Source organism: Methylobacterium oryzihabitans, from assembly GCF_004004555.2.
Classification (GTDB): Bacteria; Pseudomonadota; Alphaproteobacteria; order Rhizobiales; family Beijerinckiaceae; genus Methylobacterium; species Methylobacterium oryzihabitans.
In genome coordinates this window covers 86,034-109,116 of record NZ_SACP01000014.1, presented here as the reverse complement: position 1 = coordinate 109,116, position 23,083 = coordinate 86,034, and the positions used below count along the sequence as shown (strand labels likewise).

Sequence of the window (23,083 nt, the reverse complement as noted above, 5' to 3'; positions counted from 1 at the left end):
ATCCGGTCATTCCACCCGCTCCCGGCCGAGGCGGTCGAGCACCTGCTTCAGCTCGCGCTCACGGCTCGCCTGCGCCTCGACCCAGTCGCGGATCATCTGCTGCTCGGCGCGCATGTGCTGGACGAGGCCCTGGATGCCCTCGGCGAGGTTGGCCATCGCCTGGGTGCTCGACCGGCTGTGCCCGGCGCCCTCGCCGACGAGGGCGCTCAGCCGCGCCACCGCGTCGGTGAGTTCGCGCAGGCCGTTGTCCGGCACGCGGGTCGTCGGCAGCGGCGCGGCCGCGACGGCGACCGGCGCGTCCGGAGCCGCCGCGCCGGTGACGAGCCAGTCCTCCAGCTCGTTGTAGAACCGGCTCTGCGCCTGCCCGGCCTGGAGGTCGAGGAAGCCGATGACGAGCGAGCCGGCGAGCCCGAACAGCGAGGCCGAGAAGGCCAGCCCGATGCCCGACAGCGGCACCGCGAGTCCGCTCTTGAGTTCGTCGAACATCACCGCCGCGTCGCCGCCGCCGCCGCGCATCGACCGGATCACGCCGCCGACCGCCGACAGCGTGTCGATCAGGCCCCAGAACGTGCCGAGCAGGCCGAGCAGGATCAGCAGGCCGGCGATGTAGCGCAGGATCTCCCGTCCCTCGTCGAGGCGGGAGGCCACCGAGTCGAGCAGCGGCTGAAACACCGTCTGGCGCACCGCCTCGCCGGCCGCCCGCTCGCGCAGGGTCGGGGCGAGGGCGGCGAGCACGCGCGGCAGGCCGGCATCGCCGGCGGCGGCCGCGACCCGGTTGACGAACCGCACCTCGCGAAACAGCCGCGCCACCTGCCCGAAGGCCAGCACCAGCGCCACCAGCAGGATCCCGAGGATCAGCCCGTTGAGGCCCGGATTGGCCATGAAGGCCGGGACGATCTGGCGGTAGAGGACGAAGGCCAGGAAGCCGCACAGGATCAGGAACACCGCCATGCGGACGAGGTAGATCCGCGGCGAGGTCAGGGGAGGGGACGCAGCACTCGCGGCCATCGCGGCGAAGATCTCGTTCTGCGGCGGCGAGACGAGTGCCGCCCCGGGTCGCCGGCACTGTGACGGTTGCGCCGGCCGCGATCAAGCCGGAGGAAAGGGAGCGTCGGGGCAATCGCTTCAGCGATTGTCCTGCGGTCGCCCGCAGGGCGACGCTCGATGGCGGGCGCGAACAGCGCCCCGCGGAGCGAGAGCCAAGTGAGCGGATGCGAACGCCGGCGCCTGAGGCCAAGCAAGAAACCAGGGCAATCGCCTTAAGGAGATTGCCCTGCAGCAGGCGTCGGGATCAGTCCCAGTGCCGCGGCCACGTCTCTTCGAGATGGGGCCCGAGCCGCACCGCGGCGACCCGGGTCGCGAGGCCGGTGCGGTCGTCGGTCTCGACCGCGATGCCGCACAAGGTGCCCTCGCCGGTCGCGGCTTCGAGGCGGGCGCCGGGGGTCTTCTGGAGGAAGCGGCGCACCGGCTCGTCGCGTTGCATGCCGAGCACCGAATCGTAGTCGCCGCACATCCCGGCATCGGACAGGTAGGCGGTGCCGCCGGGCAGGATGCGGTGGTCGGCGGTGGGCACATGGGTGTGGGTGCCGACGACGAGGCTCGCGCGCCCGTCGAGGAACCAGCCGAGCGCCTCCTTCTCGCTCGTCGCCTCGGCGTGGACGTCGACCAGCACGGCGTCGGCGGCGTCGCGCAGCGGGCAGGCCGACAGCTCGCGCTCGACCGCCGCGAAGGGGTCGTCGAGGGGATCGAGGAAGATCCGGCCCATCACGTTGACGACGAGGACGCGGGCGCCGCGATGAGTCTCGACCACGGTGGCGCCGCGGCCCGGGGTGCCGGGCGGGTAGTTGGCCGGGCGGATCAGGCGCGGCTGGCGCTCGATGAACACCAGCGCCTCGCGCTGGTCGAAGGAGTGGTTGCCGAGCGTCACGGCGTCGGCGCCGGCGTTGAGGAGTTCCTCGCAGATCGCCTCGGTGATGCCGAAGCCGCCGGCGGCGTTCTCGCCGTTGACGACCACGCAGTCGAGGCGCCAGCGCTCGCGCAGGGCCGGGAGCCGGTCGACGACCACGCTGCGGCCGGGCCGCCCGACCACGTCGCCGAGGAAGAGGAGGCGCATCGGGTCAGGCTCCGGTCTCGATCACGCCGTCTTCCGTCACGATGCGGCCGAGGCGGCGGTCGTAGGGGTGGTCGGGCACCTGCGCGACCTCCTGGGCAGCGAAGGCGACGCCGACGGCGTCGAGGGGCCCGTCGCGCTCCAGGTCGGCGAGCGCCCGGTCGTAGTAGCCCTTGCCGTAGCCGATGCGGTGGCCGCGGCGGTCGAAGGCGGCGAGCGGCACCAGCAGGGCGCGCGGGCGCACCGCCGGCGCGTCGGGCCCCGGCTCGCTGAGGCCGAAGCCGCCGCGGGCGAGCGCCTCGCCCTCGCCGACGAGGCGGAACACGAGGCCGTCCGGCGTCACCTGCGGCAGCGCCACCGCCTGTCCGCGCGCGCGCAGGCGCAGCAGCAACGGGCGCAGGTCGAGTTCGCTGCGGATCGGCCAGTAGGCGCCGACGAGGCCGTGGCGGGCGAGGTCCGGCAGGGCGAGCACCAGATCGGCCACCCGCGCCGAGGCCGCCGCCCGTGTCCCGGGCGCCAGGGCGTCCCGGCGGGCGAGGGCGAGGCGCCGGAGGGCGGCCTTGTCGGCCGATGGATCGCTCATGCGCGGCAGGACATGCGCGGGAGGAGAAGCCCGCTGGATGGGGTACGCCCCGGGGGGCGAGCGCGAGGCCACGAGAGCCGTTGGAGAATCGATCCCGGGAAACCTACAGAGTAGGTGGGCGCCGTTTTGCCCCGGTCCACGGACCAGGGCAGGGACAGCTCCCGAGGGAGTCGATAAGGCCCCGGGGAATGTGTCTCCTGTCGAGAACCGCAGCCTCGCAGACCCGATGTAGCGCCGACCCGGCTCCGGCGCCAGGGGGTAGGGTCAGGAGCAGGGCCATCGCTTCAGCGATTGTCCTGCGGTCGCCCGCAGGGCGACGCTCGATGGCGGGCGCGAAGAGCGCCCCGCGGAGCGGGTTCGGGAGGACGAACGTCCGCCCGAACGCGAAAGCGGAGCGGAAGCCGAGTGAGCGGATGCGAACGCCGGCGCCTGAGGCCAAGCAGGAAACCAGGGCCATCGCTCTGAAGCGATGGCCCTGAGGTCAGGAGGCTGCGGGAACCGGCATCAGCGACTGTGCGAGCGTCTCGATCCGCTCGGCGGTGCGGCCGAGGCTCTCGGCGAGGCGGGCCTCGCCGGCCTGGCGCTCGGCGGCCTGCGCGTCGGCGGCGCGCTTCAGCTCGGCGTTCTCGCGCTCCATCTCGGCCATCCGGCGCCGGGTCTCGGCCAGTTCGTCGGACTGGGTCAGGGCCGCCATGACGTGCAGGCGCATGTCGCCGATCTCGCCGAACGCCTTGCGCATCTCGGTGATGCGGGCGTCGAAGCCCTGCGCCAGGGATTCGAGGTGGGCCTCCTCCCCGACGCCGCAGGCCATGCGGTAGGTCCGGCCGGCGATGCTGACGGTCACCTGAGGCATTCGATGTCGACTCCAACGCTGCAGGCCGCGGCCCGACCCGGCCCGCGGCGATCCTCATGCCTCCGGCGATACCCTCAGGCCTCCGGCGGTTCGGGCCGGGCCAGCACGCCCTCGACGGCGCCGATGGCGCGGCCGACCCGGTGGCCGACCTCGTCGGCGGCGGCCTCGACTTCCGCCAGCCGGGCGGTCACGGCGTCGAGCTCGGCGCCGAGCCGCACCCGGTCCTCGCGCATGATCTCGAGTTCGGTCTCCAGGTCACCCCGGCTGCGCTCGGCGTCGAGCCGGCGCGACACCGCGAGGTCGAGGGCGGCGACGGCGGAATCGAGCCGGCGCAGCGCATCGTCCATCGCTGCACCCATCGATCCACTCCTTCCGGTACGCGACGGGCCGGAGCCTAAAGGCGAGGGGTCGCCGCCGCAACGTCCGGGCCGGCGGCAACCCCCGTCATCCTCCGCCCCAAGGGCCATCGCTTCAGAGCGATGGCCCTGTTTTTTGCTTGGCCTCAGGCGCCGGCGTTCGCATCCGCTCACTTGGCTCTCGCTCCGCTTTCGCGTTCGAGGGGACGTGCGTCCCCTCGAACCCGCTCCGCGGGGCGCTCTTCGCGCCCGCCATGGAGCGTCGCCCTGCGGTCGCCCACACCCGAGATCACGGCCGGGCGGGGTCGCGGTTTGACAGCACAGGTCCGCATGTTAGGAAGCCGGCGCCCTGCACGGCCGCCCCCGCGCGCCGGCACATTCCAGGCGAGTGCCCGTGACGATCGACCCCTCCCTCGCTCCAGCCGCCCGATCGGGGCCGGCGGGCGTGGCCGGGATCGCGGCGGCCTCCACCCCTCATCGCATCGGCTTCGCGCTCCCGCCCGGGCATGCGGCTTGCCTTCCGGGCCTGCCCTGTTCCGCAACGGAAGCGTCGCGGCCATTTCCGGGGCCCGACGGCCCCGTATTCGGGAGAATGACGACATGACGGTCAAGGTCGCCATCAACGGCTTCGGGCGCATCGGGCGCAACGTGCTGCGCGCCATCAAGGAGGCCGGCCGCACCGACGTGGAGGTCGTGGCCATCAACGATCTCGGACCGGTCGAGACCAACGCCCACCTGCTGCGCTACGACTCGGTCCACGGCAAGTTCCCCGGCACCGTCTCGGTCGAGGGCGATTCCATCGTCGTCGACGGCCAGCGCATCCGCGTCACCGCGATCAAGAACCCGGCCGAGCTGCCCCACCGCGACCTCGGCGTCGACATCGCCCTCGAGTGCACCGGCATCTTCACCTCGAAGGACAAGGCCAAGCTGCACCTCGACGCCGGCGCCCGGCGCGTTCTCGTCTCGGCGCCCGCCGACGGCGCCGACCTGACGGTCGTCTACGGCGTCAACCACGACAAGCTGACCGCCGATCACCTCGTGGTCTCGAACGCCTCGTGCACCACCAACTGCCTCGCCCCGGTCGCCCAGGTGCTCAACGACGCCGTCGGCATCGAGCGCGGCTTCATGACCACGATCCACTCCTACACCAACGACCAGCCGTCGCTGGACCAGATGCACAAGGACCTCTACCGGGCCCGCGCCGCGGCCCTGTCGATGATCCCGACCTCGACCGGCGCCGCCAAGGCCGTCGGCCTCGTGCTGCCGGAGCTGAACGGCCGGCTCGACGGCACCGCGATCCGCGTGCCGACCCCGAACGTCTCGGTCGTCGACTTCAAGTTCATCGCCAAGCGCGCGACCACCGTCGCCGAGATCAACGAGGCGGTGAAGGCGGCGGCCAACGGCAAGCTCAAGGGCGTGCTCGGCTACACCGAGTCGCCGAACGTCTCGATCGACTTCAACCACGACCCCCATTCCTCGACCTTCCACATCGACCAGACCAAGGTGATGGACGGGACGCTGGTGCGGGTGCTGTCCTGGTACGACAACGAGTGGGGCTTCTCGAACCGGATGGCCGACACCTCGGTCGCGATGGCGAAGCTGATCTGACGACGAGGGCCCGGAGCCGGTCGCGGCTCCGGGCGCCTCATACGGTTTCTGATTGATCGCTCGGCGATCCCTGCGGGATCGTGGCGATGGCCGTGCAATCGCAGTCGCGATGCAGAAACCGGCCTCGCTCAGTCGTGTGGAGCCGAAGGCTCCACCGCGCGGGCTTCGAGACGATTTTCGGAACCGATCGTCCGACACTCGTATCACGCCGTTCGTCGCCCTTCGCCAACCCGGATGAGCCCCCGATGTCCGACGCCCCGGTCGCCCGCAGCGCCGTCACGCCGATCCCCCGCGAGCCCGAGCCCGCGCTGCCCGTCCCGGTGACGCCCCCGGCTCCCGTGCCCGCCTCCTCGCCCGTGGCCGACCAGCTCGCCCGGATCGAGGACAAGGCGTCCCGGATCGAGGACAAGTACGCCCGCTCGGAGGCGCTGCTGTCGCGGGTCGAGGACCGGATGGGGACTGCCGCCGAGCGCATGAACGACGCGGCGCGCCAGTCCGATCTCGCCGCCCTGCGCAGCGAGGTGCGGGCGCTGTCCGACCGCACCCGGCGCCTGCCCGGCCTCGGCGCCCTGATCGTCACCGCCGCCGTCACCGCGGTGCTGACGGTGGCGCTGCTGCTGGTGGCGCAGCGCCTCAACCTCGCCGGCCTGCTCCCCCGCTAACCCCCCCGATCGACGGGGCGCGCCGCCCCGGCCTCCTGCAGAAGGCCCCGAGCCGATGACCCGTTTCCGTACCCTCGACGACGCCGGCGACCTCAAGGGCCAGCGCGTCCTGCTGCGCGTCGACCTCAACGTGCCGATGGATGACGGCCGCGTCACCGACGCGACCCGGATCGAGCGCGTCCTGCCGACGATCCGCGAGATCGCGGCGGCCGGCGGCAAGGTGATCCTGCTGGCGCATTTCGGCCGCCCCAAGGGCAAGCCGGTCGCCTCCGAGTCGCTCAAGCCCGTCGCCGAGGCGACCCAGGGGCTTCTCGGCAGCCCGGTCGCCTTCGCGTCGGACTGCGTCGGACCCGCCGCCGCCGAGGCGGTCGCGGCGCTGCCCGACGGCGGCGTGCTGATGCTGGAGAACACCCGCTTCCACGCCGGCGAGGAAAAGAACGACGCCGGCTTCGCCAAGGCGCTCGCCGAGAACGGCGACGTCTACGTCAACGACGCCTTCTCGGCCGCCCACCGTGCCCACGCCTCGACGGAGGGGCTCGCCCACCTGCTGCCGGCCTATGCCGGGCGCCAGATGCAGGCCGAGCTCGACGCCCTGACCAAGGGCCTCGAGGCCCCGACCCGGCCGGTCCTGGCGATCGTCGGCGGCTCGAAGGTCTCGACCAAGATCGACCTGCTGGAGAACCTCGTCGGCAAGGTCGACGCCCTGGTGATCGGCGGCGGCATGGCCAACACCTTCCTGCACGCCGCCGGCCTCGGCGTCGGCAAGTCGCTGTGCGAGAAGGATCTCGCCGGCACCGCGCAGCGCATCATGGAGCGGGCGCGGGAGACGAACTGCGCCATCCTGCTGCCGGTCGACGCGATCGTCGCCGAGGAGTTCAAGGCCGGCGCGCCGCACCACACCTACGGGGTCGACGCGATCCCGGAGACCGGCATGATCCTCGACGTCGGGGCGCAGTCGGTCGAGCGGGTCGCCGCGGCGATGAACGACGCCAGGACCGTGGTGTGGAACGGCCCGCTCGGCGCCTTCGAGTTCGCCCCCTTCGACCAGGGCACGGTGGCGGCGGCCCGCCACGCGGCTTCGCGCACCAAGGCCGGCCAGCTCGTCTCGGTGGCGGGCGGCGGCGACACGGTGGCTGCGCTCAACCATGCCGGCGTCGCCGAGGACTTCACCTACATCTCCACCGCCGGCGGCGCCTTCCTGGAGTGGCTCGAAGGCAAGCCGCTGCCGGGCGTCGACGCCCTGCGCGTGAAGGGCTGACGGTTTCCGTCCAGGCCGGGCGGAGCAGGACGCCGCCCGAACCATCCGCTATCATTCCGCTCGACCCAACCCCCACCTTCGGAGGACCACCATGGCCCGCATCACGCTCCGGCAGCTCCTCGACCACGCCGCCGAGTACGGCTACGGCGTTCCGGCCTTCAACATCAACAACATGGAACAGGGTCTCGCCATCATGGCGGCGGCCGCCGCGACCGACTCGCCGGTCATCCTCCAGGCGAGCCGCGGCGCGCGCTCCTACGCCAACGACGTCGTGCTGGCCAAGCTCATCGACGGTCTCGTCGAGATCTACCCGCAGATCCCGGTCTGCATGCATCTCGACCATGGGAACAACGAGGCGACCTGCGCCACCGCGATCCAGTACGGCTTCACCTCGGTGATGATGGACGGATCGCTCAAGGCCGACGGCAAGACCCCGGCGGACTACGCCTACAACGTCGAGATCACCCGCAAGGTCTCGGAGATGGCGCACTGGGCCGGCGTCTCGGTCGAGGGCGAACTCGGCGTGCTCGGCTCGCTGGAGAGCGGCGAGGGCGAGGCCGAGGACGGCCACGGCGCCGAGGGCGTGCTCTCGCACGACCAGCTCCTCACCGATCCGGACGAGGCGGTGAAGTTCGTCGAGGCGACCAAGGTCGACGCGCTCGCGGTCGCGATGGGCACCTCGCACGGCGCCTACAAGTTCACCCGCAAGCCCGACGGCGCGGTGCTGGCGATGAACGTGATCGAGGAGATCAACCGCCGCCTGCCCAACACCCACCTGGTGATGCACGGCTCGTCCTCGGTGCCGCAGGACCTGCAGGACATCATCAATCAGTACGGCGGCGAGATGAAGCCGACCTGGGGCGTGCCGGTGGAGGAGATCCAGCGCGGCATCAAGCACGGCGTGCGCAAGATCAACATCGACACCGACAACCGGATGGCGATGACCGGCCAGATCCGCAAGATCCTGTCGGAGAACAAGGCCGAGTTCGATCCGCGCAAGTACCTCAAGCCCGCCATGGAGGCGATGACCAAGCTGTGCCAGCAGCGGTTCGAGGAGTTCGGCACCGCGGGCAACGCCGGCAAGATCCGCCCGGTCGCGCTGTCCGAGATGGCCAAGCGCTACGCCGCCGGCAAGCTCGACCCGTCCTTCGGCGCCAAGCAGAAGGCCGCCGCGGAGTAATCCGCGACCCCGGGGCGGCCCCGCCCCGGTTTCACCATCAGGCACCCGTAAGGCCGCACGGGGCGGACGGTCCGACGACCGCCCGCCCGTCGTGCTTTCGAGAAGACCCCCGAGAAGACTCCGCTGCCCGCATGGCCGAGCCCAAAGCCCCTCCCGCGCCCCGCCTGATCCTCGTCTCCGGCCCGGAGGCCGGCCCCGACCTCGCGCCGTCCCTCGCCGCGGCCTGCGCCGCCGGGGACGTGGCGGCGGTGATCCTGCACCTCGCCCCGGCCGACGAGCGCAGCCTCGTCAAGGTGCTGAAGGCGCTGGCGCCGGCGGCGCAGGAGGCGGGGGCCGCGGTGGTGGTCGCCTGCCCGGCGGAGGGGATCGACCTCGTCTCGGTCGCGGCCCGGGGCGGGGCCGACGGCATCCACGTCGCGGAGGGCGACCTCGGCGACCTGCGCGGGCGCCTGCGGGACGGGCGCATCCTCGGCACCGGCGGCCTCGCCACCCGGCACGAGGCGATGGAGGCCGGCGAGGCCGCGGTCGACTACGTGCTGTTCGGCGACCTGCCGGGCACCGCGCCCGAGACGGTGCGCGAGCGCGCCGAATGGTGGGCCGAGATCTTCGAGACGCCCTGCGTGGCGCTCGCCCGCAGCCTCGACGCGGTGGCCGACCTCGCGGCGACCGGGGCCGAGTTCGTCGCCCTCGACGCGACCCTGTGGGCCGGGCCGGACGGCGCCGCCACGGTGGCGGCGGCGCAAGCACGCCTCGGCGCCTGAGGGCGGCCATGGAACGGCACGAGGTCATCAACGCCCTCTCGGGCGGACGCTACCGGGACTACCTGGAGATCGGCGTCGATCACGCCACCACCTTCAACCGGGTCGCGATCCCGAACCGGACCGGGGTCGACCCGCACTTCAAGGTGCCGCGCGAGGGGATTCGCGGCGAGACGGTCGTGGCGACCAGCGACGACTTCTTCCGCGCCAACACCCGCAGCTTCGACTGCGTGTTCATCGACGGGCTGCACACCTACGCGCAGTCCCGGCGCGACTTCGTCAACGCCTGGGCCTGCCTGCGGCCGGGCGGCACGGTGGTGCTCGACGACTGCTTCCCGGCCGACGACCTCGCGGCGCTGCCGGATCTCGACGCCTGCCTGCGGGGGCGGCGCGAGCGCGGCACGCCCGGCGACCTGACCTGGATGGGCGACGTCTACAAGACGGTGATCTGGCTGCACGACTGCACCGAGCACCGCTTCGCCTACGTCGAGAACACCCGCGGCGGCATCGTGGTGGTGTGGCCGGGCCGGCGCCGCCGCACCGCCCGCTGGCTGCCCGACGAGGCCGCCATCACGGCGTGCTCCTACGAGCGGTTCCTGACCCTGCCGCTGCCCTCGGCATCCCTGAGCCGCCTCGCGCGCGAGGTCGCGCCGCGGCGCCTGCTGTCGTTCCTGCCGTTCGGGAGCCGCGCATGAGCCGGGTGCATCGCCTCGCCGGACCGGGCCTCGCGCTCCTGCTCGCCGGCCTCGCTCCGGCCGCCGCGGCGCCGCCGTCCGGCCCGCCCAAGATGCTGCCGGGCGCGACCGCGCTGCCGCCGGGCCGGCCCAACGACCCGAAGGCCGACCTCGCCTACGGCGCCTATCAGCGCGGCTACTACGTCACGGCCTTCCGAGAGGCGACCAAGCGCCTGGAGACCAACAGGACCGACGCCGCCGCGATGACGCTGCTCGGCGAGCTGTACAGCCAGGGCCTCGGCGTGCGGCAGGATCCCGCCAAGGCGGCGGAGTGGTACCGGCTCGCCGCCAATCTCGGCGACGCCCGGGCGATGTCGATCCTCGGCATGATGGCGATCGAGGGCCGCGGGCAGGCGAAGGACCCGGCGGCCGGGCGCGCCTGGCTCGAGAAGGCGGCCCGGCTCGCCGACCCCACCGCCTGCTTCAACCTCGCGCTGATCCTGCTCGGCACCGGCGCGCCGGACGACCTGCGCCGGGCGGCCGAGCTGCTGCGGCAGGCCGCCCACCAGGAGGTCGCACCGGCCCAGCACGCGCTCGGCGTGCTCTACCTCCAGGGCCGCGGCGTCGAGAAGGACACCGCCAAGGCGGCGCAGTGGTTCCGCCGCGCCGCCGACAACGGCGACGTCGCCGGCGAGGTCGAGTTCTCGATCCTGCTGTTCAACGGCGAGGGCGTGCCGAAGGACGAGGCCCGCGCCGCGCGCTACTTCCGCCACGCCGCCGGCCGCGGCAACGCGGTGGCGCAGAACCGCGTCGCCCGGCTCTACGCCAGCGGCCGCGGCGTGCCGAAGAACCTCGTCGAGGCCGCCGCCTGGAGCATGGCCGCCAAGGCGCAGGGGCTCGACGACGCCTGGCTCGCCCAGGCGGTCGCCGGCCTCACCCCGGAGGAGCGCCAGCGGGCCGAGCGCCTCGCCGCCGAGCGCCAGGGGCCATGACGACGCCCTGAAGGGGCCTTGATCCCACAGGCGTTCCTCGCCAAGGACAGCCCCGACTCCACGCCCGTGACCGATCCTTACCGCCCGAAGGCTTCCGCCCGATGATCAACTCCCCCCTGATGACCGTCATGGTCGACGCGGTGCGCAAGGCCGCCCGCGGCCTCAAGCGCGACTTCGGCGAGATCGAGAATCTCCAGGTCTCGCGCAAGGGGCCCGGCAACTTCGTCTCGGCGGCGGACCGCAAGGCCGAGGAGGTGCTGCGCGACGCCCTCGTCAAGGCCCGGCCCGGCTACGGCCTCATCATGGAGGAGGGCGGCTCGGTCGAGGGCCAGGACAAGACCCATACCTGGCACGTCGATCCCCTCGACGGCACCACCAACTTCCTGCACGGCATCCCGCATTTCTGCCTCTCGGTCGGGCTGGAGCGCGAGGGCACCATCGTGGCGGGCGTGATCTACGACCCGATCAAGGACGAATTGTTCATCGCCGAGCGCGGCAAGGGCGCCTACCTCAACAACCGCCGCATCCGGGTCTCGGCCCGCACCGACCTCGCCGACGCCCTGGTCGTCTACGGCTCGCCCTATCTCGGTCGCGGCAACCACCCGCGGCTGCTCAAGGAGGTCGCGACGGTGATGGCGGTGACCGGCGGCATCCGCCGGCTCGGCTCGGCCGCCCTCGACCTCGCCTACGTCGCCTGCGGCCGCGCCGACCTGTACTGGGAGCGCGACCTCCAGACCTGGGACATGGCCGCCGGGGTGATCCTGGTGCGCGAGGCCGGCGGCTTCGTCACCAACGCCGACAACGGCGCCGAGCCGCTCGCCGCCCGCTCCGTCGCCTGCGGCAACGAGGTGCTGCACCGCGAGCTGATCGGCCTGCTGCGCAAGGCCAACCAGTAAGCCCCCTCAAGCGAAGGCCGACGCCCATGGATTCGCGCACCCTCTCCGCGCTCAAGGACTCGATCCGCTCGATCCCGGACTACCCCAAGCCCGGCATCGTGTTTCGCGACATCACCACGCTGCTCGGCAATCCCGGCGCCTTCCGGCGGGCGGTGGACGAGCTGGTGCATCCCTTCGCGGGCGGGCGGATCGATCAGGTCGCCGGCATCGAGGCGCGCGGCTTCATCCTCGGCGGGGCGGTGGCCCACCAGCTCTCCTCGGGCTTCGTGCCGATCCGCAAGAAGGGCAAGCTGCCCCACACCACGGTCTCGATCGCCTACGCGCTCGAATACGGCACCGACGAGATGGAGATCCATTCCGACGCGGTGAAGCCGGGCGACCGGGTGATCCTCGTCGACGACCTCATCGCCACCGGCGGCACCGCGACGGCGGCGGTGAACCTGCTGCGCCGGATCGGCGCCGAGGTGGTGGCGGCCTGCTTCGTCATCGACCTGCCGGACCTCGGCGGCGCCGACCGCTTGCGCGCCCTCGACGTGCCGGTGCGGACGCTGATCGGGTTCGAGGGGCATTGAGGGTCCGTCGCGCCGGGCAGAGGCGCGACGGCCGTGAGCATCAGGAGGCGCTGATGCCGAAGCTGCTACACATGGCGGCAAGGCCACCGGCATAGCCCTGTCCTACGGCGCGGAACTTCCAATCGGCCCCCGTGCGATACAATTCGCCAAAGATCATCGCGGTTTCGGTCGAAGAATCTTCCGAGAGGTCGTAGCGGGCGATCTCCTGGTTCGTATCGGCATTGACGACGCGGATAAAGGCGTTGCCGACTTGGCCGAAGCTCTGGCGGCGGGAAGTAGCTTCGTGGATGGTGACCACGAACGGGATTCTCTGGACCTCGGCCGGAACACGGCCGAGGTCGACCTTCAGGGTCTCGTCGTCGCCGTCACCCTGACCAGTGCGGTTGTCGCCAGCGTGTTCCACCGAACCGTCCGAGGATTTGAGCTGGTTGTAGAAAATGAAATCGGCTTCGGACCGGACCTTGCCGTCAGCCTTGAGTAGGAACGCGGAGGCATCCAGGTCGAAGGCAGCGCCGTCTGTCGAGCGCGGGTCCCAGCCAAGGCCGAGACGCACCCGCTTGAGGTTCGGGTCGGTCTTGCTGAGGTTGACGTTGCCGCCTTTGGAGAGACTGATCGCCATCGTAAGGGTTCCTTGTTTTGAGGAGGTATGTGTCAACGCGGTCCACAGGACGGTCAGATCGAGACGGCGACCGACGCCTGGATCGCCAGTGACAGGCTTTCGGTGCGCGTCTAGTCCTTGGAGCCGGCCTTCCAGGTCAGCCCCCACCGGAAAGCCTTGCTCATCTCGGATTGCCCGTTGAAGTAGCCGATCTGGCGTGAGATGCGCATCGTCCCGTTGGTATTCTCGATCAGCGCGATGGCGCAGGTACTGAGGGGACGGCCGTCGTCGAGGCGAACTTCGATCGGGGAGGAGGCCGGAACGTAGACCGTCGCGATGCCGTCGGTTGCGGCCCAGTTCGGGGCACCCTCGTAGATGTAGGCGTAGAGCAGGACACGGCGGATGTCGCTCCAGCGACGTCCGTTGATCCGGATCCATTCGCCGTCGGCGGCCGCGCCGGTGCGGTCGTCGCCCGAGAGCGCCACGTAGGGCGACTTATCGTAGGCCCCGAAGGCGTTGCCGAGGGCCTGAACCGTCCCTTTCTCGCCATTCTGTAGCTGGTACAGGCAGCCGACATCGAGGTCGACGCCCTTCGCCATCCGTCCGAACAGCCCGCCGCGGTTGGCCGGCCGTGTCCAGTTCAGGTTGATGCGGATCTCGCCGAAGCCGTCTGCACGCTTGGTCAGGTCGATGCTGGGCTGCGTCTTGCTCAGGGTGATCTTAGCGAGCGAAACGGGCGGCACCGTGCGGATGGGGGCGGGCAGGGGAGCAGGAGGGGGCGCCGGTGCAGGAAGTGGAATCGGAGCCGGAGCCGCATCCGAGGGCGCATCCTCCGCGATGACGACCCCGAAATGCCGGGCGAGCGGCGCGAGACCGCCAGTGAATCCCTGCCCGATCGCGCGGAACTTCCATGCGCCGTTGCGGCGGTAGAATTCTCCCAGGATCAGGGCTGTCTCGGAGGCGCCGCCGACCGGCACCCGGAAGCGGCAGGCAGCGCTATCTCCGTGCAGGACGGCCACGTCGAGTTCCTCGACCCGCCCGAAGGTGAGGCTCGCGGCAGGGTCGACAGACAGAGAACCCGACACCGCCACTCGCTCGACCTCCGGGGGGAGGTCGGTGAGACGGACCAGAAGCGTGGTCTCGAAGCCTCCGTCCCCTGTCGGCCGGCCCGCCTGTTCGAGGCAGACTGCCCCTCCGGCTCCGACTGGCTGACCGTAGAAGATCATGTCGGCATCACCTGACACCCGGCCGTCTTCCCGCAGAACGAAGGCCGACACGTCCATCTCGCTCAGACTGGGATCGGACGCTCGCCAGCGGATCGAGACGCGAGGCGTGGCCGCTTCCACCGCGACGTTGCCGCCTTTGGTCAGTTCGATCACGTGGGACTCCATCTCGGCGGGTGCCAAGCAGGTGCTGGGCGCTCATTCACGCGGATCAGATCTCCGCGGAGGCGAACGAGTCCATGTCTCGCGCCGACCGTCCGTTGGCCGGTTTGCCGACCGCCTTCATCGACCATGTATCCCCAACCCGCGACAGGACCGCCATGACGACGCCGGTATGGGCGCCTCGTTCCCTCAGATCGAAGCGGGCAATCTCGCGTCCTGAGACGTCGTCGACGAGACGACATACTGCATTGTCGACTTCGTCGAATGTCTGACCGCGGAAGCTATTGACCGTGAAAACCAGCGCGGCGACGGAGGAGGCGAGACGCGTGAGATCCACGAAGATCGTCTCGTCGTCCCCGTCGCCGTCGCCCGTCAAGTTGTCGCCTGAATGCTTGACCGAGCCATCCCGCGACTGCAACTGACCGTACCAGACTGCATCGCCGAGGCGGCGGGCGGAGTCATACAGCAGGCAGGAGGCATCGAGGTCAATCGGACTGTTCTCGCGGCCCGACAATCTCTTGAAAAAACCACCCTTCTTGACCGGGTCCCAGCCCAAACCCATGCGCACTCTTGTAAGCCCGGGAGCCTGTTTCCGCAGGTCGATGGATTGTCCTTTGCTGAGGGAAATCGCCATGGAATGCCTGCCCTCCCCGACAATTCTTCCGCATCATGCAATGCATGACATTGCTTACCTCTATGATACGTGCATGAACGGGTGTGTCAAGAATGATCAATCGCGCAAAGCAGAAAATCTATCGAAACTAAAAGCACTATGGAATTCTAATCATTCGATCTTGACAAGAAAATTTAGATTCGTACTTGAAATTTTGCATGGATTGTTCTGATAACTGATAATATTTAATCAGCAATTACGATCATTGTCTTTTCTAGCGGCAAGAAAATAGAGTACTCATATCGTCGTTTTGGCGCTGGCTCACCGGAAATCCCGCGTCCTGATCCGGATGCCGCCCTCCGGTGCCGCGTCGGGGACCTCCTCCACCGCCCCCCTTCGGCCGACATCGGCGAGGAGGTCGGAGAGGTCGATGAGGTGCTCGGCGACGAGGTGGATCACGTCGCCCTCGCGCTGGACCCGGCCGCGGGCCGCCATCATGCCGGCCGACAGGATCAGAGTGCGCTGGCGGGCGAACAGGGCCGGCCAGACCACGAGGTTGGCGACCTCGGTCTCGTCCTCCAGGGTGATGAACAGCACGCCCTTGGCCGAGCCGGGCTTCTGGCGCACCAGCACCAGCCCGGCGACGGTGGCCCGCGCGCCGTCGCGCAGGCGGCGCAAGGCGGCGCACGGCACCATGCCGTCGCGGGCGAGGTCGGGGCGCAGGAAATCGACCGGGTGACGACCGAGGGTCAGGCCGGCGCTGCGGTAGTCGGCCACCACCGCGGCACCGGCGTTGAGGGGTGAGAGCCGCACCACCGGCTCGGCGATCTCCGGCCGCATCGCGCCCTCGCGCCGGTCGGCGCTGGCGAAGAGCGGCAGCGGGACCGGCGCGAGGCCGCGGATCGTCCACACGGCCTCGCGCCGCCCGAGGCCCAGCGAGCGGAAGGCGTCGGCGGCGGCGAGGTGTTCCAGCGCCTCCAGCGGCACCGCCGCGCGGCGCCACAGATCCTCGACCGAGCGGAAGATCTCGGCCTCGCGGCAGGTGGCGATCCGGGCGCCGTCGCGGTTGGCGAGGCCCTTGACCATCCGGAAGCCGAGCCGGACCGCCAGTCCGCTCTCCGCCGGTTCGAGGGTGCAGTCCCAGCGCGAGGCGTTGACGTCGATCGGGCGCACGGCGACGCCGTGGGCGCGGGCGTCGCGCACGATCTGGGCCGGGCCGTAGAACCCCATCGGCTGCGCGTTGAGCAGGGCGCAGCAGAAGACCTCGGGGTGGTGGCACTTGAGCCAGGACGAGGCGTAGGCGATCAGCGCGAACGAGGCGGCGTGGCTCTCCGGGAAGCCGTAGGAGCCGAAGCCTTCGAGCTGCCGGAAGGTGCGCTCGGCGAAGTCCCGCGTGTAGCCGTTGTCGATCATCCCGCGGATCAGCTTGTCGCGGTAGAGCGCGACCTTGCCGGTGAACTTGAACGTCGCCATGGCGCGGCGCAGGCCGTCGGCCTCGGCGGGCGTGAAGCCGGCGGCGACCATCGCGACCCGCATCGCCTGCTCCTGGAACAGCGGCACGCCGAGGGTGCGGTGCAGGACCTCGCGCAGGGCCTCGCTCGGATACTCGACCGTCTCCCTGCGGGTGCGGCGGCGCAGGTAGGGATGCACCATGTCGCCCTGGATCGGCCCGGGCCGCACCAGCGCCACCTCGATGGTGAGGTCGTAGAGATTCTCGGGCTTCAGCCGCGGCAGCATCGCCATCTGGGCGCGGCTCTCGATCTGGAACACCCCGAGGGTGTCGGCGGCCTGGATCATCGCGTAGGTCTTCGCGTCACCCTGCGGGATGCCCGCGATGTCCTGCGGCGGGGTCTCGTGCGCCTTGTGCTCGCGCAGCAGGTCGAAGGCCCGGCGCAGGCAGCCCAGCATGCCGAGGCCGAGCACGTCGACCTTCATGAAGCCGAGCACGTCGATGTCGTCCTTGTCCCATTCGAGGGTCTGGCGCCGCTCCATCCGGGCCGGGACGATCGGGCACAGCTCGTCGAGCCGGTCGAGGGTGAGGACGAACCCGCCCGGATGCTGGCCGAGATGGCGCGGCGTGCCGATCAGCGCCCGGGCGAGGTCGAGGGTGAGGGCGAGGCGGCGGTCCGAGACGTCGAGGCCGAGCAGCCTCGCCTCGTCCTCGCCGACGCCGTCGCGCGACCAGCCCCAGACCAGCCGCGACAGGCCCGCGGTGACGTCCTCGGGCAGCCCCATCACCTTGCCGACCTCGCGCACCGCGCCCCGGGGGCCGTAGCGGATGACGGTCGCGGCGAGCGCCGCCCGGTGGCGGCCGTAGGTGGCGTAGATCCACTGGATCACCTCCTCGCGGCGCTCGTGCTCGAAGTCGACGTCGATGTCCGGCGGCTCGTCGCGCTCGGCCGAGACGAAGCGCTCGAACAGCAGCCCTTCCTTGACGGGGTCGATGGCGGTGATGTGCAGGCAGTAGCAGACGGCGGAATTCGCCGCCGAGCCGCGGCCCTGGCACAGGATGCCCTGGCGGCGGGCGTAGCGGACGATCGCCTCGACGGTGAGGAAGTACGGCGCGTAGGTCTTGTGCTCGATCAGCGTCAGCTCGCTGCGGATCTGGATCGCGACCCCGTCGGGCACCGGGCCGCCGGGGTAGCGCTCGGCGGCGCCGGCCCAGGTCAGGGCCTCCAGCCGCTCCTGCGCCGTGAGCCCGCCCTCGGCCTCGTCCGGGTAGGTGTAGGTCAGTTCGTCGAGGGAGAAGCGGCAGGTCGCGGCGATCCAGGCGGCGCGCTCCAGCGCCTCCGGATGGCGGGCGAACAGCCGGGCGGTCTCGGCCGGCGGCTGCAGGTGGCGCCCGGCATGGCGCTCGCGGGAGAATCCCGCCGCCTCGATGGTGCGGCCGAGGCGGATGCAGGTGACGACGTCCTGCATCATCCGCCGGCCGGGCTCGTGGTAGAGCACGTCGCCGGCGGCGACGACCGGGACCCGGGCGGTGCGCGCCGCCGCCGCGACCGCGGCGAGGCGCAGATGGTCGTTGACGCCGAAGCGGCGGGTGAGGCCGCAGGACAGGCGGGAGCCGAAGATCGGCCGCAGAGCGGCGAGGCGGGCCGGCACCGGCTCGGGCCCCTCGGTCAGCAGCACCGCGAGCAGCCCATCGCCCCAGGCATCGAGGTCGGCGAGCGTCAGGCGGCAGCCGTCCTTGCCCTCGCGTTCGCGGCCGAGAGTCAGCAGGCGGCAGAGCCGGCCGTAGGCCGGCCGGTCGACGGGATAGACCAGCACGGCGATGCCGGCCCCGTCGCCGGACAGGTCGAGGCGGCAGCCGGCGACGAGGCGGCAGCCGGTGGTCCTCGCCGCCGCGTGCGCCCGCACGAGCCCGGCGACCGAGTGACGGTCGGTGACGCCGAGGGCGGCGATGCCGAGCAGGTTCGCGGCGGCGAACAGCTCCTCGGGCGAGGAGGCGCCGCGCAGGAACGAGTAATGCGTCGTGACCTGGATCTCGACGCTCATGCTTCACCGAGCCCGTGCAGCCACCAGCGCCCGCCCTCGGCCGCGGGAGCGTCGCGAAACAGCCAGTAGCGGGCGCCGGACTCGTCCTCGACCCGGTAATAGTCGCGGAACGCCGACGCCTCGGCGTCGCTGCGCCACCACTCGCCGAACACCCGCTCGGGTCCGTCGGCCGCGACGACCCGGCGGCGGGCGCCGCGCCAGGTGAAGGCGCCGGGCGGGGCGTCGGGCACCGCCGCCAGGGCGACGACCGGCTCGGGGGGATCGATGAGGCGGCCCGGCCGCGGCAGGCCGGCTGGCCAGGAGGCCCCGGTCGCCGGCGCCAGCGGCGCCACCCGCCGCACCGCCCGCTCGGGCCACTCGCTCTCGACCGGGGCGGCGCGAAACAGCCGGCCGGGGCCGAGCCGCAGGGCGAGGCGGTCGACCAGCAGGGCCATCCCGTCCGGGTCCGTATCGTCCGCCAGGGCCGCGATCTGGCGCGCGTCCAGGGGCTCGACCCGGACGGCGGCGAGCCGGGCCTCGTCGATGCCGTGGCCGGGATCGACGAGGGACAGGCGCTCGGCGAACAGGCCGGCGAGGTGGCGCGGATCGCGGCTCGGCCGGGCGGTGCCGACGCTGACCGCCTGCGGCGCCCCGTCGACCCGCACGAAGACGAGGTCGAACCGCCGCCCGCCGAGGGCGCGGCGCTCCAGGTCCTGGGCCAGGGCCTCGCTCAGCCGCGCCACCACCCGGGCCAGGGTCTCGGGGGCGCCGATCGGTTCGGGAAAGGCGAGGCGGACGGCATGGGTCTCCGGCGGCGCCCGGTAGGCCAGGGGCTCGGGGGCGTGGCCGAGGGCCTGATCGAGGCGGCGCAGGGCCCCCTCGCCGAAGCGCAGCCGGAATGGGGCGCGGGGCTGGGCGGCGAGCTGCCCGACCCGCTCGATGCCGAGCTGGTGCAGGCGCGCCACCGTGCCGGCCTCGACCCGCAGCACCCAGAGCGGCAGTTCCGCCAGCACCGCGCCCTGGCGCCCGGGGGCGACGATCCGCCCGGCCCGCGGCAGCCGCGCCACCGCCCAGGCGGCGCCCGGCGTGTCGGCCACCGCCGCCCGTGCGGCGAGGCCGCCGGCGCGCAGCCGCCGGCACAGATCGGCGAGCAGCCGCGCCTCGCCGCCGTGCAAGTGGGCGGCGCCGGCGCTCTCGATCCACAGGCCGAGCGGCGGGTCGAGGGCGACGAGGGGCGAGTAGGCGAGGCACCAGTCGGCGAGGCGGGCGAGCCCGGCGAGGTCGTCCTCGGGGGCGGCCTCGACCACGACGAGGCCGGCGACGCGGCTCTGGGCCTCGGCGGCGCTCATCCCGGGGCGCAGCCCGAGCCCCCAGGCGGCACGGTCGACCGCGGCGAGCACCCGGCGCGGCCCGTCCTGCGCCACGGTGACGAGGGGCTCATCCGGCGGCGGCCCGCCGCTGCGGCGCCGCCAGCGGTCGGTCGGCCAGGTCGGCAGATAGACGGAGACGACCCTGCGCATCGGGAGCCTCGACGAGCCAGGACCGCGGCTCGGCGCCCCGGGCGCGGACGAGCTCGACGGTCCAGCGGGCCCGCGTCAGGCCCGGAGCGGAGGGGGGAGGGGCGGGCGCCGCGACGACCTGCCAGCGGGTGAGGGCGGCGCCCGGCTCCGGCGAGCCGCGGCGCCAGCGCCGGATCACCACCGCGAGGCTGCCGGTCGCCTCGGCGGCGAGCTGGAGCCGCCGCGACGGCGTCAGGCCGAGGCGGGCGACCTCGCCGATCACGGCGGCGACGCCGCCGTGGCGCAGGCCCTCCTCCATGGTCGGCAGCACCTCGGTCTCGCGCCGCGTCTCGGCGTAGAGCACCCGGTCGGGGTGCAGCCCGACCGCGGCGAGGCCCGGCGCGAACAGGTCGCGCCCGGGCAGGCACCACAGCACCGGCCCGGCGAGGCGGGCGAGGAGCCCGCCGACGAACAGGGCCGCCAGCGCCGCGTGCTCGGCGGCGGGTCCCGCCTCCGCGACCTCGTGCAGCGCGCCGAGCCGCAGGCCGCCGCCCGGCAGGTGGTCGTCGATCGCGTCGACGCCGAAGGCCACGACCGGCCGGCCGCGCTCGGGGGCGAGTCCGCCGATCCGCTCGCGCAAGGCCGCGATCCGCCGCTCTCGTTCGGCCAGTCCCATCCCATGCCCGTCGCTGCCCGGCACAACCCCTTGCTTGTTCCTATTTTGTTCTGGTTGTGGCGGGAGTCAATCCGCAAGCTTGGGCGAAAAGCGGCCTCCGCCATCACCCGGCCCGATTGGCGGCCCGGATAGGGGGAACCGCCCGCGCGAAAGGCCGTCCCATGGCGCCGCTGTTCTTCCTCCACGTTCCCAGGTCCGGCGGCGCCAGCCTGTGCCATGCCGCCGGTCTCGCCTTCCCGGCCGGCAGGATCTTCCTGCTCTACGGCAAGGACGACCCCAGTACGCACCCGTTCGCCCGCGAGGTGATGGAGTGCCGCGACGACGTGCCGGTCGGCGAGCGATTGCGGATGATCTCGGACTACGTGTCCGGCACCGGGGTCGCGTTCTACGCCAGCCACCTGAGTGCCGGTCATCTCCCGTGTTTCGACCCCCGGCGCGCCGTCACGTTGCTGCGTCGCCCCTACGACCGAGTGCTGTCGCACTACGCTTCCGCCCGGGCGCAGGGCCGGACCGACCTGAGCCTGGAGGCGTTCATCGAGGATCCGCGCAACCAGAACGTTCAGGCCCGGGCGCTCGGCCCGGTCGATCCCGACGCCCTCGCGGTGGTGGGCGTGCTCGACGACTACCCGGGCTTCGTCGCCCGGCTGAACCGGACGTTCGGGCTCGACCTCGCCGTCATCCACAGGAATCGCGGCAATCCGCCCGCCGACGCGGCCCACAGCCCGGCTCTGCGCGCCTATGTCGAGCGACTCAACGCCTCCGACCTGGACCTGTACCGGCGGGCGGCGGCGCGGGCCTGACGGAGACGCGCCCTACATCGTGGCGCCGATCTGCCAGGGCACGAACTCGTTGCGGCCGTAGCCGAGATCCTCGGACTTCGTGCGCGTGCCGGAGGCGACGCGCAGGACCGTCTCGAAGATCTGCCGGCCCTTGTCCTCGATCGACACGCCGTCGAGGATGTCGCCGCAATCGATGTCCATGTCCTCTTCCATGCGGCGGTAGATCTCGCTGTTGGTCGCGAGCTTGATCGAGGGCGTCGGCTTGCAGCCATAGGCCGAGCCGCGCCCGGTGGTGAAGCACAGCACGTTGGCGCCCCCCGCCACCTGGCCCGTCGCCGCGACCGGGTCGTAGCCGGGGGTGTCCATGAACACGAGGCCGCGGCGATCGACCGGCTCGGCGTAGCGGTAGACGCCGCGCAGGGTCGCGGTACCGCCCTTGGCGGCGGCGCCGAGGGATTTTTCGAGGATCGTCGTCAGCCCGCCGGCCTTGTTGCCCGGGGAAGGGTTGTTGTTGAGTTCGCCGCCGGCCCGGGCGGCGTAGTCCTTCCACCACGCGATCAGGTCGACGATCTTCTGGCCGACCTCGCGGCTCTCGGCCCGGCGCGTCAGCAGGTGCTCGGCCCCGTAGATCTCCGGCGTCTCCGACAGGATCGCGGTGCCGCCGTGGCGCACCAGCAGGTCGGCGGCGGCGCCGAGGGCCGGGTTGGCGGTCAGGCCCGAGTAGCCGTCGGAGCCGCCGCATTGCAGCGCCAGCATCAGCTCGGAGGCCGGCACGCTCTCGCGCCGGTGGCGGTCGGCGGCGGGCAGCATCTCGCGGATCGCCGCGACGCCGGCCGCGATGCTCCTGCGGGTGCCGCCGGTCTCCTGGATCGTCAGGCTGCGGAAGTGGTCGCCCTCGGCGATGCCGTAGGCCTGCTTCAGCCGCGGGATCTGAAACACCTCGCAGCCGAGGCCGACCACCAGCACGGCGGCGAAGTTCGGGTGGCTGGCGTAGCCCCACTGGGTCCGGGCGAGGAGGTCGAATTCCTCGCCCCTGGCGCCCATGCCGCAGCCGGTGCCGTGGGTGAACGGCACCACGCCGTCGATGTGGGGGTAGTCGGCGAGCACGCCGGAGCGGGTGATCTCGTCGGCGATGAAGTCGATCACCGTCGCCGAGCAGTTCACCGAACTCAGGATGCCGATGTAGTTGCGGGTGCCGACCCGCCCGCCGGGGCGGCGGAAGCCCTCGAAGGTCGCCGGCACCTCGCCGGGACGCAGGCGGCGGTCGTCCCGCACCTCGCTGGCGAAGGCGTAGTCGCGGGCGAAGTCCTGGATCGCGACGTTGTGCTCGTGCACCCACGATCCGGGCGCGATCGGCTGGCCGGCAAAGCCGATGGTCTGGCCGAACTTGCGCACCGGCTCGCCCGGCCGGATGCCGGCGGTGGCGAGCTTGTGGCCCTTCGGCACCCGCTCGGTCACGGCGAGGCCGGAGGGCAGCACTGTGCCGGGCGCGATCGCGTCGAGCGCGACCACGACGTTGTCGGCCTCGTGCAGGCGGAGGGTGCGGGGTGCCGTCAT

Annotated in this window: 22 protein-coding genes and 1 other RNA gene; 10 read left to right on the top strand and 13 right to left on the bottom strand. The window is 71.9% G+C overall.

All coding sequences use genetic code 11. From position 1 onward, the window contains the following. Nucleotides 1-6: 6 nt before the first annotated feature. From EOE48_RS15690 to EOE48_RS15665, 6 genes are all read right to left on the bottom strand, one after another. Nucleotides 7-1,008 carry a MotA/TolQ/ExbB proton channel family protein gene (locus EOE48_RS15690; RefSeq protein WP_127730746.1) on the bottom strand — a complete coding sequence of 334 codons (1,002 nt, stop codon included), beginning with the start codon at nt 1,006-1,008 and terminating at the stop codon, nt 7-9. 283 nt (nt 1,009-1,291) lie between these two features. Beyond that, nucleotides 1,292-2,113, bottom strand: a complete 822-nt coding sequence (locus tag EOE48_RS15685; protein WP_127730744.1) for a TIGR00282 family metallophosphoesterase — start codon at nt 2,111-2,113, stop codon at nt 1,292-1,294. Nucleotides 2,114-2,117: 4 nt separating this feature from the next. Continuing rightward, nucleotides 2,118-2,693 carry a 5-formyltetrahydrofolate cyclo-ligase gene (locus tag EOE48_RS15680; RefSeq protein WP_127730742.1) on the bottom strand — a complete coding sequence of 192 codons (576 nt, stop codon included), beginning with the start codon at nt 2,691-2,693 and terminating at the stop codon, nt 2,118-2,120. 61 nt (nt 2,694-2,754) lie between these two features. Continuing rightward, a non-coding RNA gene (ssrS, locus tag EOE48_RS15675) (6S RNA) lies at nt 2,755-2,912 on the bottom strand. Nucleotides 2,913-3,174: 262 nt separating this feature from the next. Next, nucleotides 3,175-3,546 (bottom strand): cell division protein ZapA, encoded by a 372-nt coding sequence (locus EOE48_RS15670; protein WP_127730739.1) that lies wholly within the window; start codon nt 3,544-3,546, stop codon nt 3,175-3,177. A gap of 74 nt (nt 3,547-3,620) precedes the next feature. Beyond that, nucleotides 3,621-3,905, bottom strand: coding sequence for a DUF4164 domain-containing protein (locus EOE48_RS15665; RefSeq protein ID WP_127730737.1), 285 nt, complete (start codon nt 3,903-3,905; stop codon nt 3,621-3,623). A gap of 597 nt (nt 3,906-4,502) precedes the next feature. Between EOE48_RS15665 and gap the strand changes: the two genes are divergently transcribed. The 9 genes from gap (at nt 4,503) to EOE48_RS15620 (ending at nt 12,502) form a co-directional block, all read left to right on the top strand. Beyond that, nucleotides 4,503-5,510 carry a type I glyceraldehyde-3-phosphate dehydrogenase gene (gene gap / locus EOE48_RS15660; RefSeq protein ID WP_127730735.1) on the top strand — a complete coding sequence of 336 codons (1,008 nt, stop codon included), beginning with the start codon at nt 4,503-4,505 and terminating at the stop codon, nt 5,508-5,510. Nucleotides 5,511-5,755: 245 nt separating this feature from the next. Next, nucleotides 5,756-6,172: a hypothetical protein gene (locus tag EOE48_RS15655; RefSeq protein WP_127730733.1), complete on the top strand. Its 417-nt coding sequence runs from the start codon at nt 5,756-5,758 to the stop codon at nt 6,170-6,172. 55 nt (nt 6,173-6,227) lie between these two features. Continuing rightward, complete coding sequence (locus EOE48_RS15650) at nt 6,228-7,430, top strand: phosphoglycerate kinase (RefSeq protein WP_127730731.1); 1,203 nt, start codon at nt 6,228-6,230, stop codon at nt 7,428-7,430. A 91-nt stretch (nt 7,431-7,521) separates the two neighbouring features. Then, on the top strand, nt 7,522-8,610 hold the full coding sequence (gene fba, locus EOE48_RS15645; protein ID WP_127730729.1) for a class II fructose-bisphosphate aldolase: 1,089 nt from the start codon (nt 7,522-7,524) through the stop codon (nt 8,608-8,610). 131 nt (nt 8,611-8,741) lie between these two features. Beyond that, on the top strand, nt 8,742-9,371 hold the full coding sequence (locus EOE48_RS15640) for a thiamine phosphate synthase (RefSeq protein ID WP_127730727.1): 630 nt from the start codon (nt 8,742-8,744) through the stop codon (nt 9,369-9,371). An 8-nt stretch (nt 9,372-9,379) separates the two neighbouring features. Beyond that, entirely contained in the window at nt 9,380-10,063 is a 684-nt protein-coding gene (locus EOE48_RS15635) for a class I SAM-dependent methyltransferase (RefSeq protein WP_127730725.1), read from the top strand. Then, nucleotides 10,060-11,034 carry a tetratricopeptide repeat protein gene (locus EOE48_RS15630; RefSeq protein ID WP_127730723.1) on the top strand — a complete coding sequence of 325 codons (975 nt, stop codon included), beginning with the start codon at nt 10,060-10,062 and terminating at the stop codon, nt 11,032-11,034. The genes EOE48_RS15635 and EOE48_RS15630 overlap by 4 nt, the downstream gene beginning before the upstream one ends. A 101-nt stretch (nt 11,035-11,135) precedes the next feature. Next, nucleotides 11,136-11,930, top strand: a complete 795-nt coding sequence (locus EOE48_RS15625) for an inositol monophosphatase family protein (protein ID WP_127730721.1) — start codon at nt 11,136-11,138, stop codon at nt 11,928-11,930. A 26-nt stretch (nt 11,931-11,956) separates the two neighbouring features. Continuing rightward, on the top strand, nt 11,957-12,502 hold the full coding sequence (locus tag EOE48_RS15620; RefSeq protein WP_127730719.1) for an adenine phosphoribosyltransferase: 546 nt from the start codon (nt 11,957-11,959) through the stop codon (nt 12,500-12,502). A gap of 40 nt (nt 12,503-12,542) precedes the next feature. On the opposite strand, the gene EOE48_RS15615 is transcribed toward EOE48_RS15620, so the two are convergent. From EOE48_RS15615 to EOE48_RS15590, 6 genes are all read right to left on the bottom strand, one after another. Next, entirely contained in the window at nt 12,543-13,121 is a 579-nt protein-coding gene (locus EOE48_RS15615; RefSeq protein WP_127730717.1) for a TerD family protein, read from the bottom strand. 110 nt (nt 13,122-13,231) lie between these two features. Further along, nucleotides 13,232-14,479, bottom strand: a complete 1,248-nt coding sequence (locus EOE48_RS15610) for a TerD family protein (protein ID WP_148239787.1) — start codon at nt 14,477-14,479, stop codon at nt 13,232-13,234. A gap of 55 nt (nt 14,480-14,534) precedes the next feature. Then, nucleotides 14,535-15,119 carry a TerD family protein gene (locus tag EOE48_RS15605; RefSeq protein WP_127730713.1) on the bottom strand — a complete coding sequence of 195 codons (585 nt, stop codon included), beginning with the start codon at nt 15,117-15,119 and terminating at the stop codon, nt 14,535-14,537. 300 nt (nt 15,120-15,419) lie between these two features. Further along, nucleotides 15,420-18,593 (bottom strand): error-prone DNA polymerase, encoded by a 3,174-nt coding sequence (locus tag EOE48_RS15600; RefSeq protein ID WP_127730711.1) that lies wholly within the window; start codon nt 18,591-18,593, stop codon nt 15,420-15,422. Further along, nucleotides 18,590-20,092, bottom strand: a complete 1,503-nt coding sequence (locus EOE48_RS15595) for a DNA polymerase Y family protein (protein ID WP_246154452.1) — start codon at nt 20,090-20,092, stop codon at nt 18,590-18,592. The genes EOE48_RS15600 and EOE48_RS15595 overlap by 4 nt, the downstream gene beginning before the upstream one ends. Then, entirely contained in the window at nt 20,010-20,747 is a 738-nt protein-coding gene (locus EOE48_RS15590; protein ID WP_127730709.1) for an ImuA family protein, read from the bottom strand. The genes EOE48_RS15595 and EOE48_RS15590 overlap by 83 nt, the downstream gene beginning before the upstream one ends. 161 nt (nt 20,748-20,908) lie before the next feature. Between EOE48_RS15590 and EOE48_RS15585 the strand changes: the two genes are divergently transcribed. Beyond that, complete coding sequence (locus EOE48_RS15585) at nt 20,909-21,547, top strand: hypothetical protein (protein ID WP_127730707.1); 639 nt, start codon at nt 20,909-20,911, stop codon at nt 21,545-21,547. Nucleotides 21,548-21,559: 12 nt separating this feature from the next. Here EOE48_RS15585 and EOE48_RS15580 read toward each other — a convergent pair whose 3' ends face one another. Beyond that, nucleotides 21,560-23,083, bottom strand: coding sequence for a UxaA family hydrolase (locus EOE48_RS15580; protein WP_127730705.1), 1,524 nt, complete (start codon nt 23,081-23,083; stop codon nt 21,560-21,562).

Excerpts from the sequence above, each read along its gene's own strand:
- EOE48_RS15690 (WP_127730746.1), bottom strand. The coding sequence starts at position 1,008 with ATGGCCGCGAGTGCTGCGTCCCCTCCCCTGACCTCGCCGCGGATCTAC.
- EOE48_RS15685 (WP_127730744.1), bottom strand. The coding sequence starts at position 2,113 with ATGCGCCTCCTCTTCCTCGGCGACGTGGTCGGGCGGCCCGGCCGCAGC.
- EOE48_RS15680 (WP_127730742.1), bottom strand. The coding sequence starts at position 2,693 with ATGAGCGATCCATCGGCCGACAAGGCCGCCCTCCGGCGCCTCGCCCTC.
- EOE48_RS15670 (WP_127730739.1), bottom strand. The coding sequence starts at position 3,546 with ATGCCTCAGGTGACCGTCAGCATCGCCGGCCGGACCTACCGCATGGCC.
- EOE48_RS15665 (WP_127730737.1), bottom strand. The coding sequence starts at position 3,905 with ATGGGTGCAGCGATGGACGATGCGCTGCGCCGGCTCGATTCCGCCGTC.
- gap (WP_127730735.1), top strand. The coding sequence starts at position 4,503 with ATGACGGTCAAGGTCGCCATCAACGGCTTCGGGCGCATCGGGCGCAAC.
- EOE48_RS15655 (WP_127730733.1), top strand. The coding sequence starts at position 5,756 with ATGTCCGACGCCCCGGTCGCCCGCAGCGCCGTCACGCCGATCCCCCGC.
- EOE48_RS15650 (WP_127730731.1), top strand. The coding sequence starts at position 6,228 with ATGACCCGTTTCCGTACCCTCGACGACGCCGGCGACCTCAAGGGCCAG.
- fba (WP_127730729.1), top strand. The coding sequence starts at position 7,522 with ATGGCCCGCATCACGCTCCGGCAGCTCCTCGACCACGCCGCCGAGTAC.
- EOE48_RS15640 (WP_127730727.1), top strand. The coding sequence starts at position 8,742 with ATGGCCGAGCCCAAAGCCCCTCCCGCGCCCCGCCTGATCCTCGTCTCC.
- EOE48_RS15635 (WP_127730725.1), top strand. The coding sequence starts at position 9,380 with ATGGAACGGCACGAGGTCATCAACGCCCTCTCGGGCGGACGCTACCGG.
- EOE48_RS15630 (WP_127730723.1), top strand. The coding sequence starts at position 10,060 with ATGAGCCGGGTGCATCGCCTCGCCGGACCGGGCCTCGCGCTCCTGCTC.
- EOE48_RS15625 (WP_127730721.1), top strand. The coding sequence starts at position 11,136 with ATGATCAACTCCCCCCTGATGACCGTCATGGTCGACGCGGTGCGCAAG.
- EOE48_RS15620 (WP_127730719.1), top strand. The coding sequence starts at position 11,957 with ATGGATTCGCGCACCCTCTCCGCGCTCAAGGACTCGATCCGCTCGATC.
- EOE48_RS15615 (WP_127730717.1), bottom strand. The coding sequence starts at position 13,121 with ATGGCGATCAGTCTCTCCAAAGGCGGCAACGTCAACCTCAGCAAGACC.
- EOE48_RS15605 (WP_127730713.1), bottom strand. The coding sequence starts at position 15,119 with ATGGCGATTTCCCTCAGCAAAGGACAATCCATCGACCTGCGGAAACAG.
- EOE48_RS15600 (WP_127730711.1), bottom strand. The coding sequence starts at position 18,593 with ATGAGCGTCGAGATCCAGGTCACGACGCATTACTCGTTCCTGCGCGGC.
- EOE48_RS15595 (WP_246154452.1), bottom strand. The coding sequence starts at position 20,092 with ATGCGCAGGGTCGTCTCCGTCTATCTGCCGACCTGGCCGACCGACCGC.
- EOE48_RS15590 (WP_127730709.1), bottom strand. The coding sequence starts at position 20,747 with ATGGGACTGGCCGAACGAGAGCGGCGGATCGCGGCCTTGCGCGAGCGG.
- EOE48_RS15585 (WP_127730707.1), top strand. The coding sequence starts at position 20,909 with ATGGCGCCGCTGTTCTTCCTCCACGTTCCCAGGTCCGGCGGCGCCAGC.
- EOE48_RS15580 (WP_127730705.1), bottom strand. The coding sequence starts at position 23,083 with ATGACGGCACCCCGCACCCTCCGCCTGCACGAGGCCGACAACGTCGTG.